The sequence below is a fragment of the Acidovorax sp. 59 genome, from assembly GCF_002754175.1.
In the GTDB taxonomy this organism is placed as follows: Bacteria; Pseudomonadota; Gammaproteobacteria; order Burkholderiales; family Burkholderiaceae_C; genus Acidovorax; species Acidovorax delafieldii.
The window spans coordinates 4,120,795-4,134,748 of the sequence record NZ_PEET01000001.1; the positions used below are offsets into that span (position 1 = coordinate 4,120,795).

9 protein-coding genes are annotated in these 13,954 nt (G+C 64.6%); all 9 read right to left on the minus strand.

What is annotated here, in order from left to right; genetic code table 11:
* Positions 1–54 precede the first annotated feature (54 nt).
* The 9 genes from CLU87_RS18790 to CLU87_RS18830 all read right to left on the minus strand — a co-directional run bounded on the left by CLU87_RS18790 (position 55) and on the right by CLU87_RS18830 (position 13,851).
* Positions 55–2,499 carry an adenosylcobalamin-dependent ribonucleoside-diphosphate reductase gene (locus tag CLU87_RS18790; RefSeq protein WP_099731449.1) on the minus strand — a complete coding sequence of 815 codons (2,445 nt, stop codon included), beginning with the start codon at positions 2,497–2,499 and terminating at the stop codon, positions 55–57.
* Positions 2,500–2,599: 100 nt separating this feature from the next.
* Complete coding sequence (locus tag CLU87_RS18795) at positions 2,600–3,277, minus strand: carbonic anhydrase (RefSeq protein WP_015012284.1); 678 nt, start codon at positions 3,275–3,277, stop codon at positions 2,600–2,602.
* Positions 3,278–3,313: 36 nt separating this feature from the next.
* Positions 3,314–4,147: a peptidylprolyl isomerase gene (locus tag CLU87_RS18800; protein WP_369804343.1), complete on the minus strand. Its 834-nt coding sequence runs from the start codon at positions 4,145–4,147 to the stop codon at positions 3,314–3,316.
* A 147-nt stretch (positions 4,148–4,294) separates the two neighbouring features.
* Positions 4,295–5,026, minus strand: coding sequence for a respiratory nitrate reductase subunit gamma (narI, locus tag CLU87_RS18805; RefSeq protein ID WP_056059835.1), 732 nt, complete (start codon positions 5,024–5,026; stop codon positions 4,295–4,297).
* Complete coding sequence (narJ, locus tag CLU87_RS18810; RefSeq protein ID WP_099732247.1) at positions 5,023–5,724, minus strand: nitrate reductase molybdenum cofactor assembly chaperone; 702 nt, start codon at positions 5,722–5,724, stop codon at positions 5,023–5,025. The genes narI and narJ overlap by 4 nt, the downstream gene beginning before the upstream one ends.
* A gap of 20 nt (positions 5,725–5,744) precedes the next feature.
* Positions 5,745–7,268, minus strand: coding sequence for a nitrate reductase subunit beta (gene narH, locus CLU87_RS18815; RefSeq protein ID WP_099731450.1), 1,524 nt, complete (start codon positions 7,266–7,268; stop codon positions 5,745–5,747).
* 17 nt (positions 7,269–7,285) lie between these two features.
* Positions 7,286–11,089, minus strand: a complete 3,804-nt coding sequence (locus tag CLU87_RS18820) for a nitrate reductase subunit alpha (RefSeq protein WP_099731451.1) — start codon at positions 11,087–11,089, stop codon at positions 7,286–7,288.
* A gap of 39 nt (positions 11,090–11,128) precedes the next feature.
* Positions 11,129–12,538 carry a NarK family nitrate/nitrite MFS transporter gene (locus tag CLU87_RS18825; protein ID WP_099731452.1) on the minus strand — a complete coding sequence of 470 codons (1,410 nt, stop codon included), beginning with the start codon at positions 12,536–12,538 and terminating at the stop codon, positions 11,129–11,131.
* A 20-nt stretch (positions 12,539–12,558) separates the two neighbouring features.
* Positions 12,559–13,851: a nitrate/nitrite transporter gene (locus CLU87_RS18830; RefSeq protein ID WP_099731453.1), complete on the minus strand. Its 1,293-nt coding sequence runs from the start codon at positions 13,849–13,851 to the stop codon at positions 12,559–12,561.
* Between the last annotated feature and the right edge of the window lie 103 nt (positions 13,852–13,954).

Below are 13,954 nucleotides of genomic sequence, written 5' to 3' on the forward strand. Positions count from 1 at the left end.
ATCCTTCCAATGCTTACCGTGTGTGCCGGGAAGGCCGATGCGGGACCCGACCGTTCATCCACAGCTCCCCAGGTGCCCACACTGCGTGCAGTAGTCGCAGCCGTCCTTGCGGATGACCGCATGGGCGCCACATTCGCTGCACTTCTTGCCCGCCATGGCCTGGGGCACGGCCACGGGCAGCGGGGCGGGCTCGTCCAGCGGCAGTTGCTGCTGCACCGGGTCGGCCACGCGGCGCGCCAGGATGTTCTGGATGGCATAGGCCATGGCCGCCACCTCGGAGTCGTGCCACATGGGCACCAGCGTGCCGTCGTCCTTGCGGTGGGTGCCCAGGCGCACCGGGCCGCGGTCCCAGGCGACTTTGCGCATGTCCGACAGCGCCCGCTCCAGAAAACCGCCGCGCGCTGCGAGCGACAGCATGCGCATGCTGGACGTGATCCACTGCTGCGACTCGCCGCTCTGGCCCACCGGCATGAAGAACTCGATGGCGCGGTCCACCGTACCGTTGCCCACGCCCGTGGGCACGGGCAGGAAGGACACGATGAGGTACAGGGTCTTGTGGCCTTCCTGCGTCCAGTATTCAAGCTTCTCAGCCACCGCCGAAAGGCCCCCTTGCGGACGGCTTTCGATCACGGTGCGCATGGGGTCCACCGGGGGTGCGGGTGGCGCCACAGGCGCCGCAGCGGGCGCGGACGCAGGTTCCGCATGGGTTTCGAGCACCGAACCCAGAATGCTGTTGGGCCGGTAGGTGGCCAGGCCCTTGAGCTTGGCGCGCCAGGCCTGCAGGTACAGGTCCTTGAACCCTTCGTAGGGGTAGTCCGCGGGAATGTTGACGGTCTTGGAGATGGCCGTGTCCACAAAAGGCTGCACGGCTTCCATCATGGCGATGTGGCCTTCGGCCGGCATGGCCAGGGCCGAGACGAAGTAGTCCGGCAACGCCTCCACATCCCCACCCAGCTCGCGGTACAGGCGCCAGGCATGGTCTTCCACAGCGTATTCGGTGGTGCTGCCGTCGGACTCGCGCTTCTTGCGCTTGTACATCCACGAGAACGGCGGCTCGATGCCATTGGAGGCATTGTCGGCAAAGGCCAGGCTCACGGTGCCCGTGGGCGCGATGGACAACAGGTGGCTGTTGCGGATGCCGTGCTGGTGGATCGCGGCCTTGAGCGATTCGGGCAGCCGGCTCGCAAACGTGCCTTCCGCCAGGTAGCCCCGCGCATCGAACTTTGGAAACGCACCTTTCTCGCGCGCCAGATCCACCGACGAGGCGTACGCGGCGTCGCGCATGCACTCGGCAATGCGCGCGGCCATGGTGCGGCCCTCAGGCAGGTCGTAGCGCAGGCACAGCATGGCCAGCGTGTTGCCCATGCCGGTAAAGCCCACGCCAATACGGCGCTTGGCCATGGCCTCATCGCGCTGCTGCGGCAGCGGCCAGTAGGTCACATCGAGCACGTTGTCGAGTGCACGCACCTGCAGCGCCACGGCTTGGGTGAATGCGTCAAAGTCAAACGCGGCCACGCCCCCAAAGCCAAAGGGGTGCCGCACAAAGCGGGTGAGGATGATGGGGCCCAGGTCACAGCAGCCATAGGACGGCAGCGGCTGCTCTCCGCAGGGGTTGGTCGCCGCAATGTCTTCGCAGTAATGCAGGTTGTTGTCTTCGTTGATGCGCCCCAGGAACAGGATGCCAGGCTCGGCAAAGTCGTAGGCCGACTTCATGATCGTGTCCCACAGCTCGCGCGCGGCCACGGTAGCGTAGACCCACAGGCCATCGGCGCGCTGGCGAGCGCCCTGGGCCAGCAGTGCGGTGCCGGGGCGGGCCTTGTGCACCAGCTCCCACGGTGCGTTGTTCTGCACGGCCTGGATGAACTCGTCCGACACCCCCACCGACACATTGAAATTGTTCCAGCGGCCTGGCGTGCGCTTGGCGGTGATGAACTCGTGCACATCCGGGTGGTCGATGCGCAGCACGCCCATCTGCGCACCCCGGCGTGCGCCAGCGCTCTCCACGGTGGAGCAGGACTGGTCGAACACGTTCATGTAGCTGCACGGCCCCGATGCCATGGAGGCGGTGGCCTTCACCTGCGCGCCCTTGGGACGGATGCGGGAGAAATCGTAGCCCACGCCCCCGCCACGGCGCATGGTCTCGGCCGCCTCGCGCAGCGCTTCGTAGATGCCCGGAAAGCCTTCGTCATCCACGCCCTGGATGCAGTCACCCACGGGCTGCACAAAGCAGTTGATGAGGGTGGCCTGGATGTCGGTGCCTGCTGCGCTCATGATGCGGCCTGCGCCGATGGCGCCCGCCTTCAGGTTGGCGAGGAACAGGGCCTCGTACTTTTCGCGCAGCTCGGGTTTTTCGACCGAGGCCAGGGCCCGTGCCACGCGCTGGTACAGCTCGTCGGCCGTGGTTTCGCCGGGTTTGAGGTATTTCTCCCGCAGCACATCCAGGCTGATGGGCTGCAGGGACGAGGTGGGGTTGAGTGGGGGCTGGGGTTCGCGTTTCATGGGGGCCGATGATTTGGGTTTCAGGCTGAAACGGGGTTGCGTTCCGTCAAGGAGCGCTCATTCCACTCCGAATGCAGCGCCATGGCAAGTCGGTGGCCGCTCACTCGTCCACCAGCACCTGCCCATCATGCTCCACGTAGGGCTGGTAGGGGCCGGTGCCGCTGTGGTCCGACTGCGAAGCGGGCACAAATCCACCGGTCTGGACATCGAACACATGCACTTCGCCGTCCTCGATCACATAGTGCCAACCGTGCAGGCTGATCTGGCCCGACTGCACCCGGCTGCGCACCATGGGGTACTCCATGAGGCGCTCCAGCTGCAGCACCACTGCGCGCTGTTCGGTGCGGCGCAATACCTCGGGACCCGGCTGCATGGGCAACAGGGCCTCGCGCCCCAGGTCCAGCCAGCGGTTGAGGTTGGGGGCCTCGGGCGACACCTCACCATACATCGCCTTGATGGCCCCACAGTGACTGTGGCCGCACACCACGATGCGGCGCACCTGCAGATTGAGCACTGCGAACTCGATGGCCGCCGTGGTGCCATGGTGGCCATGCGACCCGTCGTACGGCGGGATGAACGCCCCCACATTGCGCACCAGAAACAGCTCGCCCGGCCCCGCACCAGTCAGCAGATAGGGCACCAGGCGGGAGTCGGAACACCCGATGAACAAGGTGGTGGGATGCTGCCCTTCGTCCACCAGCGCCTGGAACTGCTGGCGATACTGGGGGAAAGCGTCGTCATGGAAGCGGCGCAAGCGGTCCAGCAACTCGTCGGGCATGGGCAGGCAATCAGATAACGGTGGTGCGTGGAGCAATTACTGTACGAGCGGTGTGTCGGCCGCGTCCAGCGCCACCCCTTCGACCACGGCGGCGCCCGCCAGCAGCTGCAAATATTGGCGCAACGCATTCACCCAGGCCTGTTGGCGCAGGGTGAGCGCGATGGCCTGGCGCACTTCCTCAAACGAGGGCTGCTGCCCGGGGTCACGGGCCACCACCTCCACCACATGCAGGCCAAAGCGGCTGTGCACCAGGCGCGCCAGCACGCCGATCTCGGCGCCGCCAAACACCTCGCGGGCGAACTCGGGGGCGCAATCGGCGCGGGTGAGCCAGCCCAGGTCGCCGCCCTGCTGGCCACTGGGGCAGTTGGACCACTGGGCTGCTGCCTTGGCAAATTGGGCACCGCCATCGTCCGCGCAGCGCAGCTCAATCAGCAAGGCCTCGGCCCGCAGGCGCAACTGCTTCACATCTATCCCCGGCGTCACGGCAAAGAGCACATGGCGCAGCTGGGCACGCTCTCCCTGGGCGTGTGCCGCAGGGTGGGCGTCGTGGTAACGGCGGCAGGCTTCTTCTGAAGGGTCAGGGAGGTCCAGCTCACGCTCCAGCAACTGCTCAATGGCATTGGAGGCCTGGACGCTGATAGCCCCCTCAACACCCGGCACATCGCTCGCGGGCAGAAGGCCCGCCTGTTGCGCCGCCTGGCGCAGCAGCTCGGTACACGCACGCTGGCGCAGGGCCTCTTCGTCCAGCGACTCGTGCGGGGCATTGAGGGCCACGCCATTGACGCGTGCCACCTCGGCTGCCACCAAGCCCCTGCCCCCCATGGCGCCGGCTTGTGGTGCCAGGGTGGCTTGCAGAGGCACATCGTCCATCGTTGCCACCAGGGCCTCGTAGGCCGCAGCCTGCGTCGGGGTCAGCGTGCTGGCAGGTGCTGCCGCCACGCCGCTGTCAGTGGAGCCGCATCCGCAGCTCCCGGTTCCACATCCGCTCATGGTGTGCTCCTTGATAGTCGGTGGATTTCAGGCGCGGCGGTCTTGCGACTGCATGTGGCCTGGGGGCAGGTTCAAGCGGCGCGCACGCACCACCTGGTAGGGGCGCAGCACATAGGCCAGCGTGCCAAAGCCACTCCACACATGCACCAGACGGGTGAAGGGGAAGATCAGGAAGATGCTCATGCCCAGGAACATGTGGGCCTTGAAAATCCAGCCCGCCTCGGCCAGCAGCTCCACCCCGCCACTGCGGAAGGTCACCACCCGTTGCCCCCACTCGGCCAGCTTCATCATCATGGAGCCATCCAGATGCTGCGCCGACAGCGGAATGGTGGCCAGGCCCAGTGCCAGTTGCAGCCACAGCAGCACCAGAATCAGGATGTCGCTGGTCTTGGACGTGGCGCGGATGCGAGGGTCCGACAGGCGGCGGTGCAGCAGGATGGACAGGCCGATGAAGCCCAGCGTGCCCGCGATCCCGCCGGAGACCATGGCCATGAGCTGCTTGGCGCCCGCACTCATGAAATGCTCGTACACAAAGTGCGGCGTGAGCATGCCCACCGTGTGGCCGAAGAACAGGAACAGCACGCCGATGTGGAACAGGTTGCTGCCCCAGCGCAGGCTGCCGGTGCGCAGCAGCTGCGACGAATCACTCTTCCAGGTGTACTGGTCACGGTCAAACCGCGCCCAGCTGCCGATGAAGAACACGGCCAGGCAAATGTAGGGATAGATGCCAAACAGCAGGGTGTCAAGCCAGGTGGTCATGCTGAGACTCCTTCGGGTGCCCGCTCGGCGCGGGGGGTACGAACAAAATGCAGGGGCTGCGGCTGGTCGGGCTTGGACTGGCCCTGGGTGCTGCAACCGCCAAACGCTTCGGGCTCGGCCCAGACCTCGTCCATGGGCGGCTCGGGCGTGAGCGCCACCGACTGCACACGCTGGCCCGAGACTTCGAGCACGGCGGCGATCACGCTGGCGTAGGGACTGTTGCGCGCCACGAGGGCGCTGAACAGCGCATTGAGGATGTGGGCCATTTCGCCCAGAAAATCCCTGGCCACTTCGGGCGGCTGGGTAGAGGCGAACTCCAGCACCACCGGCAGGTGGTCGGGCAGCTCCTCGGCCTGGAACTGCAGGCCTGCCTTCTCGTAGGTCTGCAACAGGTCGACGAGCGCCGGGCCCCGGTCACGCGAGTCGCCGTGCACATGCTCGAACAGGTGCAGCGAGGTCTGGCGGCCGCGATCAAAGTTGTCCACGTAGCGGGCTTCGGCTTCCAGCGGGTCGAGTGCAGCCAGGTGCTCGCACACCGCCTTCAACTCCTCCATGCGCTCGGCCGTCAGGGCTTGCTCGGCCTGCAGGGCGTCGATGAGCTGTGGCATCACGCTGCGCAGCTGCGCATCGGGGTAGCTCAGCAGGTAGCCCAGGGCGCGCAGGGTCAGGCGCACGGAGGTCGGGTTCTTCTTGAACATGGTGATTCCTTCCGTGTCGCTCAAACAGTCGCTTTGATGGGAATGGTCCGCGGCTTCTTGCCACCGAACATACTGGTCTCGGTGGCGCCGTCGGAGCAACCGTTGCCAAACGAGAAGCCGCAGCCGCCGCGGATGTCGAACGCGTTTTCTGCGTATTCGCGGTGGGCCGATGGGATGACGAAGCGGTCCTCGTAATTGGCAATCGCCATCACGTGGTACATCTCCTCCACCTCCGCCATCGACAGACCCGCCTGCTTGAGCACCGACAGGTTCTGGCGCTGCTCCACATGCTTGTCGCGCTGGTAGGTGCGCATGGCCAGCATGCGCTCCAGCGCCCGCACCACGGGCCCGGTGTCACCGGCGGTGAGCAGGTTGGCGAGGTACTGCACAGGAATGCGCAGCTGCGACACGTCGGGAATCTCGCCATTCACGCCCACATGGCCGGCATTGGCAGCGGCCGTGACGGGCGACAGGGGCGGTACATACCAGACCATGGGCAGCGTGCGGTACTCGGGGTGCAGCGGCAGGGCCACCTTCCAGTCCACCGCCATCTTGTAGACGGGGCTGTTGCGGGCGGCGTCCATCCAGCTGTCCGGGATGCCGTCGATGCGGGCCTGCTTGATGACATCGGGATCGTTCGGGTTCAGGAAGATGTCGAGCTGGGCCTGGTACAGGTCCCGGTCGCGCTCCACGCTGGCGGCTTCCTGGATGCGGTCTGCGTCGTACAGCAGCACGCCGAGATACCGGATACGGCCCACGCAGGTCTCGGAGCACACGGTAGGCTGGCCCGCTTCGATGCGGGGATAGCAGAAGATGCATTTCTCGGCCTTGCCCGATTGCCAGTTGTAGTAAATTTTCTTGTAGGGGCAGCCTGAGACGCACATGCGCCAGCCACGGCACTTGTCCTGGTCGATCAGCACGATGCCGTCTTCCTCGCGCTTGTAGATCGAGCCGCTGGGGCACGATGCCACACACGCCGGGTTCAGGCAGTGCTCGCAAAGGCGCGGCAGGTACATCATGAAGGTGTTTTCGAACTGGCCGTAGATGTCCTTTTGCACATCGTCGAAGTTCTTGTCCTTGCTGCGCTTGCTGAACTCGCCGCCCAGGATTTCTTCCCAGTTCGGGCCCCACTCGATCTTCTCCATGCGCTTGCCGGTGATCAGGCTGCGCGGGCGGGCCGTGGGTGCGGCCTTGGTTTCAGGCGCGGACTGCAGGTGGTCGTAGTCGAACGTGAAGGGCTCGTAGTAGTCGTCGATCTGCGGCAGGTTGGGGTTGGCGAAGATGCGCATGAGCAGCTTCCACTTGCCGCCCTGGCGGGGCGCGATGGAGCCGTCGGGGCTGCGCACCCAGCCGCCATTCCACTTGTCCTGGTTTTCCCATTCCTTGGGGTAGCCGATGCCGGGCTTGGTCTCGACGTTGTTGAACCAGGCGTATTCCACCCCGGGGCGGCTGGTCCAGACGTTCTTGCAGGTGACGGAACAGGTGTGGCAACCAATGCACTTGTCCAGGTTCAGCACCATGCCGATTTGTGCGCGAATTTTCATCGTGTTTCTCCTTGGCTTCAGGCGTGGGCTGCGGTACCGGAGACAGGCTCATCGTCGAGCCAGTCCACGCGGTCCATCTTGCGCACCAGCACGAACTCGTCGCGGTTGGTGCCGATGGTTCCGTAGTAGTTGAAGCCGTAGCTGTACTGTGCGTAGCCGCCAATCATGTGGGTGGGCTTGAGCACGATGCGCGTGACCGAGTTGTGGATACCGCCACGGGTGCCGGTGATCTCGGAGCCTGGGGTGTTGATGATCTTCTCTTGCGAGTGGTACATCATCACCATGCCGGGGTTCACGCGCTGGCTCACCACCGCGCGGGCTGCAATGGCGCCGTTGGCGTTGAAGAGCTCGACCCAGTCGTTGTCCACGATGCCCGCGACCTTGGCGTCGTCTTCGCTCAGCCACACCACGGAGCCACCCCGGTTGAGCGTGAGCATCATCAGGTTGTCGCTGTACGTGCTGTGGATGCCCCACTTCTGGTGCGGCGTGATGAAGTTCAGCGCAATCTCGCGGTTACCGTTGGGCTTCTTGCCTTCGACTTCTTCCAGTGTCTTGAGGTGTACCGGTGGACGGTAGCTCACAAAGCCTTCGCCGAAGTCACGCATCCACGGGTGGTCCTGGTAGAACTGCTGGCGGCCCGTGAGGGTGCGCCATGGGATGTACTCGTGCACGTTGGTGTAGCCCGCGTTGTAGCTGACCTTCTCGCTCTCCAGGCCGGACCAGGTGGGCGAGCTGATGATCTTGCGCGGCTGCGCCTGGATGTCGCGGAAGCGGATCTTCTCGTCCTCGCGGTGCAGCGCCAGGTGCACGTGGTCGCGCCCGGTCTGCTTGCCCAGGGCCTCCCAGGCCTTGCAGGCCACGTGGCCGTTGGTTTCGGGGGCCAGCATCATCACCACTTCGGTGGCGTCGATGTCGGTCACGATGCGGGGCATGCCCTGTGTCACGCCCTCTTCCTTGACGCGGCCGTTCAGGTCACCCAGCTGGCCCACCTCGGTCTGCGTGTTCCAGCCAATGCCCTTGCCGCCGTTGCCCACCTTCTCCATCAACGGGCCCAGCGCGGTAAAGCGTTTGTAGAGGTTGGGGTAGTCGCGCTCCACCACGGTGACCTGCGGCGCCGTCTTGCCGGGGATGAGTTCGCACTCACCCCGCTTCCAGTCGCGCACACCATAGGGCTGGGCCATTTCGCCGGCCGTGTCGTGCATGATGGGTGTGAGCACCACGTCCTTTTCCACGCCCAGGTGGCCCACGCTGACCTCGCTCACGGCCTTGGCGAAGCCCTTGTAGATCTCCCAGTCGCTCTTGGCCTGCCAGGCAGGGTCCACCGCTGTGGACAGCGGATGGATGAAGGGGTGCATGTCGCTGGTGTTGAGGTCGTTCTTCTCATACCAGGTGGCCGTGGGCAGCACGATGTCGGAGTACAGGCAGGTCGTGCTCATGCGGAATTCGAGCGTGACCAGCAGGTCCAGCTTGCCTTCGGGCGCGTTCGTGTGCCACTGCACTTCCTCGGGCTTGGCTTCGTCCTTGCCCAGATCCTTGCCCTGCACGCCGTGGGTGGTGCCCAGCAGGTGCTTGAGGAAGTATTCATGCCCCTTGCCCGACGAGCCCAAAATGTTGGAGCGCCACACGAACATGTTGCGCGGCCAGTTGGCGGGGTGGTCCGGGTCTTCGCAGCTCATCTGCAGGCTGCCGTCTTTCAGTGACTGGACCACGTAGTCCTTGGCGTCCATGCCCCGGGCTGCGGCGTCCTTGGCCACCTGCAGCGGGCTGGTCTTGAGCTGGGGGGCGGATGGCAGCCAGCCCATGCGCTCGGCGCGCACGTTGTAGTCGATCTGCGCGCCGTGATAAGCCTTCTTGTCGGCCAGCGGCGAGAGGACCTCCTCCATGCCCAGCTTCTCGTAGCGCCACTGGTCGGTGTGGGCATAGAAGAAGCTGGTGCTGTTCATCTGGCGCGGTGGGCGGATCCAGTCCAACGCAAAGGCCAGCGCCGTCCAGCCGGTCTGTGGGCGCAGCTTTTCCTGGCCCACGTAGTGCGCCCAACCGCCACCACTCTGACCGATACAGCCGCAGAGCATCAGCATGTTGATGATGCCGCGGTAGTTCATGTCACTGTGATACCAGTGGTTCATGGCCGCACCGATGATGACCATGGACTTGCCGTGGGTCTTGTGCGCGTTGTCGGCAAACTGGCGGGCCACGGTGATGATCTGATCGCGCGGCACACCGGTGATCTTTTCCTGCCAGGCGGGCGTGTAGGGACGGTCGCTGTCGTAGGTGACGCCCTGCTCTTCGCCGGGCAGACCCCGATCAATGCCGTAGTTGCCAGCCAGCAGGTCGAACACGGTGGCCACCATCACCCGGCCCTGGGCTTCGTGCCCAGCCAGCTCCAGGTGGGACACCGGCACGCGGCGCACCATCACGTCGCCGCCTTGTTCGTTGGCCGTGAAGTTGGGCGTTGCCACGCCGCCGAAGTACGGGAAGGCCACATCAGCTACTTCATGGGCCTGCGCGCCGTCCTCGATCACCGAAAGCTTGAGCTTGACAGTGTTGCCGGTGCGCGCTTCCTTGTTCTCCAGGTTCCACAGGCCCTGGTCGGCACGTCCGTCGGCCCCCCAGCGGAAGCCGATGGAGCCATTGGGCAGCGTGACCTGGCCCAGTTCGTCGTAGCCCACGGTCTTCCAGTCGGGGTTGTTGGACTGGTCGAGCTTGTTCGGAAAGTCGCTGGCGCGCACATAGCGGTCGGGCACCATCACCGTGCGGCCATCCGGCAGCGTCTTTTCCTTCAGCACCACCAGGAGTGGCAGGTCGGTGTAGCGGCGTGCGTAGTCATCAAAGTACGCCGAGCGGCCCTTGCCGCCGTCCTTGAAGTAGAACTCCTTCAGGATCACATGGCCCATGGCCATGGCCACGGCAGCGTCGGTGCCCTGCTTGGGATGCATCCACAGATCGCCCAGCTTGGCGACTTCGGAGTAGTCGGGCGTGATGGACACCACCTTGGTGCCCTTGTAGCGCACCTCGGTCAGGAAGTGCGCGTCGGGCGTGCGTGTCTGGGGCACGTTGGACCCCCAGGCAATGATGTACGAGCTGTTGTACCAGTCGGCCGACTCGGGCACGTCGGTCTGCTCGCCCCAGGTCTGCGGGCTGCTGGGGGGCAGGTCGCAGTACCAGTCGTAAAAACTCATGCACACGCCGCCGATGAGGCTGAGGTAGCGGCTGCCAGCGGCGTACGAAATCATCGACATCGCCGGAATGGGCGAAAAGCCGATGATGCGGTCCGGCCCGTGCTTCTTGATGGTGTACACGTTGGCCGCAGCAATCATCTGGTTGACTTCTTCCCAGGTACTGCGCACGAAGCCGCCCAGGCCGCGCTGCTTTTGCCATTCGCGCTTGGAGGCATCGTTTTCGACGATGCTGGCCCAGGCATCCACCGGGCTCTTGGCCAAGGCGATGGCAGCGCGCCAGTGCTTGAGCAGGCGACCACGCACCATGGGGTATTTGACGCGGTTGGCGCTGTACAGATACCAGCTGTAGCTGGCGCCACGCGCGCAGCCACGGGGTTCGTGATTGGGCAGGTCGGGCCGGGTGCGGGGGTAGTCGGTCTGCTGGGTTTCCCAGGTGACGATGCCGCCCTTGACGTAGATCTTCCACGAGCAGCTGCCCGTGCAGTTCACGCCGTGCGTGGAGCGCACGATCTTGTCGTGTGCCCAGCGGTCGCGGTAGGCATCTTCCCAGGTGCGGTCTTCACCGTTGGTTTCGCCATGGCCCTGGGCAAAGGTCTCGCGGGGTTGGGAGAAGTACGAAAGGCGGTCGAGGAAATGGCTCATCGGGGGCTCCTTGTTCTGTTCTGTTCTGTTCAGGGGTCATCAGCAAGGCATGGCGGCGTTCTTGCGCGCGTAGTGCCACCAGGTGATCACGATGCAAACGAGGTAGAAGGCGAAGAACGTCCACAGCGCGGCATGGGGGCTGCCGGTCAGCGCAATGGAGCTGCCATAGCTCTTGGGAATGAAGAACCCGCCGTAGGCCGCCATGGCGGCCGTGAAGCCCAGCGTGGCGGCGCCCAGGGTGTTGCCTTCCTTGTTGGCCTGGGCCGCGGCTGCAGTGTTGCGGGGGTCCACACCGCGCATGGCTTCGGTCAGGAAGATCACGGGGATCATCCGGAAGGTGGAGCCATTGCCGATGCCGGTCGTGAGGAACAGCACCAGGAAGCACACGAAGAAGCCTGCAAACTGACCTTCATTGCCTGCGGATGGCAGGAACACCGTGACGCCCACCACGGCAATCGCCATGACGATGAAGTTCCACAGCGTGACGCGCGCGCCGCCGAGCTTGTCGGCCAGCCACCCGCCAAACGGCCGGACCACCGCACCCACCAGCGGCCCCAGCCAGGCGTAGGCCAGGGGGTTGATGTTAGGAAACTGGCTCTTGATGAGCAGCGGGAAGCCTGCGGCATAACCGATGAACGACCCGAAGGTGCCGAGGTACAGCACACACATCAGCCAGTTGTGCTTGCGCTTGAAGATGGCGGCCTGCGCAGCGAACGAGGCACGCGCATCGGCAATGTCGTTCATGCCGAACCAGGCGGCCAGCGCCGTCAGCGCAATCCATGGCACCCAGATGAAGGCGGCGTTCTGCGTCCACACCTGCGCGGTCTGGCCGTTCTTCACAATGGTCTGTGCATCGCCACCAAAGACCCCAAAGATACCGGCCGTAACGACCAGAGGGCTGAGGAACTGCACCACCGACACGCCCAGGTTACCGAGGCCCGCATTCACACCCAGCGCGGAGCCCTTGCGCTCCTTCGGAAAGAAGAAGCTGATGTTGGCCATGCTGGAGCTGAAGTTGCCGCCGCCCAGGCCACACAGCAGCGCGAGAATGAGCATGGTGGGGTAGGCCGTGGTGTTGTCCTGCACCGCAAAGCCGATGCCGATGGCCGGGATCAGCAGCGAGGCGGTGGAGATCGCCGTCCAGCGGCGGCCACCGACCAGCGGCACCATGAACGAGTAGAAGATGCGCAGCGTGGCGCCCGAGAGCGCGGGCGCTGCCGCCAGCCAGAACAGCTGGTTGGTCGAATACTTGAAGCCCAGGCCCGGCAGGCTCACGGCGACTACGCTCCAGACCTGCCAGATGGCAAAGGCCAGGAACAGCGCGGGCACCGAGATCCAGAGATTGAGCTTGGCGATGGCTTCGCCTTCGCGCTCCCAGAACGATTTATCCTCCGGGGCCCAGAGGGTGAGCAGACGCCCCTGGCGCCCGCTGGTGGTGGTGGCAGACATGGTGAGTTTTCCTTGAAAAATCAACGGGCGGCAGGTTGCGCAACAGCGCCCTGCGAACCCATGAGACGGGTGTTGCGCACTTCGGTGAAGTACATCCAGATGAGCGAGACCCACACCACGCCGTACATCAGCATGAAAGCGCTGGAGCGGATGCCGGTAAGGTCCATCAGCGCACCGAACAGGATCGGCAGCACGAACCCGCCCAGGCCACCAGCCAGACCTACGATGCCGCTGATGGCGCCGATGTTGTGGGGGTAGTCGTCGCTGATGTACTTGAAGACACTGGCCTTGCCGAAGGCCCAGCAAATGCCCAGCAGAAACATGAGACCGGTGAACAGGTACACGTTCAGGCCGATGTGGAAGGTCTTGGGGCCGTTGACGGTGACGATGGTGAAATCAGTCTGGGGGTAGCTCAGCAGGAACAGGCAGATCCAGCTCACCCACATCACCCACCAGGTCACGCTGTGGGCGCCGTACTTGTCGGACAGCATGCCTCCAATGGCGCGCAGCACACCACCGGGCAGCGAGAAGCACGCGGCCAGCAGCGCCGCCACGCGGATATCAAGGCCAAACTCGCCCACGTAGTACTGCACCATCCACAGCGACAGCGCCACATAGCCGCCAAACACGATGCTGTAGTACTGGCAGTACTTGAGGACCTTGGGATCCTTGAGCGCCTTGAGCTGATCGGTGAACTTAACGTTGCTGGGCACCAGGTGGGCCGGGTCGCTGTAGCTGAACAGCCAGAACAGCACCAGGGTGCCCAGCATGATGGCCGCATACACCTGCGGCACCATGGTCCAGCCGAAGGCCACCAGCAGCACCGGCGCCACGAACTTGTTCACGGCTGCACCCGAGTTACCCGCACCATACACACCCATGGCCGTGCCCTGGCGATGCTTGGGGAACCAGCGCGCCACATAAGGCGTACCCACTGAGAACGAGCCCCCCGCCAAGCCCACGAACAGGCCGATCGTCAGGAAGTGCCAGTACTCCGTGGCATAGCTCATGAGCCAGATAGCAGGCACGGTGGTGGCCATGACGGCCGCCATCACGATGCGGCCACCGAACTTGTCGGTCCAGATGCCCAGGGGCACCCGCACCAGCGAGCCCGTGAGCACGGGCATGGACATCAGCAGCCCAAACTGCGTGGAGTTCAGGTTCAGCATCTTCTTGATGGGGATGCCGATGACGCCAAACATCATCCACACCATGAAGCAGACCGTGAAGGCGAAGGTGCTAACGATCAGCACCGACCAAGCCTGGCGAGTGCGCTGCGGGCTGTCGCCCGGGGGCAGGGTTGCATTGGCCATTGCGCGATTCCTCTCTTTTTGCATGAGAGGAATGGTCGCGTTTGTGGCGACCTTTGCACATCCTTCACTAGAGGGTGTGCGGCGCGGCAGAGGGACTAGTTAC